Genomic DNA, 814 nt, shown 5'->3' on the forward strand with positions numbered 1-814 from the left:
CGGCCGCCTGACGGTCTCAGTCCGAACCCGTTTCCAGTCCATTCCGTCAACCAGAGCCATGAGCTGAGCATGATTGAGCTGGACCCGGTGGTGGCCGATCCGCGGCCAGCAGAACTTCGCGTCGTCCAGTCGCTTGGCATAAAGACACACGCCGCTGCCGTCCCACCAGACGATCTTGATCCTGTCCGCTCTTTTGGCGCGGAAGACATAAAGCGCGCCGTTGAACGGATCCGAGCCGGCATCGCGCACCAGTGCCAGTAGGCCGTCGGGACCTTTTCTAAAATCGACGGGATGACTGGCGACCAACACCTTCACGCCGGCCGGGATCATGCCTGGCGAACCGCCCGGATGATCCGCACCAGCTGCTCCTCATTGATATCGGCACCGGCGCGAATGACCACGCCACCCAGCTCGATCTCCACCGACGCAGACGCTGTCGGCGTGACCTCGACAAAGCCGAGCCGAGCCGCATCTCGCTGCCGCCTGACCGCACCGCTCTTGATCGCCTTGCGCCGCCAGCCGAACAGCTGCGAGCTCGCCAGTCCAGCCTGGCGCGCGATCGCCGACACGTTCGCCCCTGGCTTCAGGGACTCTTCAACCAGCCGTGCCTTCGCTTCCGCCGACCAGCGCCGCCGCGGACGCTGCGGACTTGCGTCCAGCCGGTTCGCAACCGCCTCAAGGATATGGAAGCTCCTATCATCAGGCATAGGCGCAGACATAGAAATTGACACTGCAAGCTCCTCAGCTCCTTCAGTGTCACTATCTCTCGCTCATCACCTCAAGCCGCGCCAGATGGGGTCAGCTTGGCGCTTAC

2 protein-coding genes are annotated in these 814 nt (G+C 63.3%); both read right to left on the reverse strand.

Going from position 1 to position 814, the window contains the following annotated elements; genetic code table 11:
• On the reverse strand, positions 1-330 hold a 330-nt coding region (tnpB, locus tag NKJ46_RS34670; RefSeq protein WP_352671854.1), incomplete at its 3' end, for an IS66 family insertion sequence element accessory protein TnpB.
• Entirely contained in the window at positions 327-707 is a 381-nt protein-coding gene (locus NKJ46_RS34675; protein ID WP_352671857.1) for a transposase, read from the reverse strand. The genes tnpB and NKJ46_RS34675, both read right to left, overlap by 4 nt.
• Between the last annotated feature and the right edge of the window lie 107 nt (positions 708-814).

The organism is Mesorhizobium sp. M0166 (assembly GCF_040322255.1).
Taxonomy (GTDB): Bacteria; Pseudomonadota; Alphaproteobacteria; order Rhizobiales; family Rhizobiaceae; genus Mesorhizobium.

Bases quoted from the DNA above. Each gene is read 5' to 3' on its own strand.
- NKJ46_RS34675 (WP_352671857.1), bottom strand. From the start codon at position 707: ATGCCTGATGATAGGAGCTTCCATATCCTTGAGGCGGTTGCGAACCGG.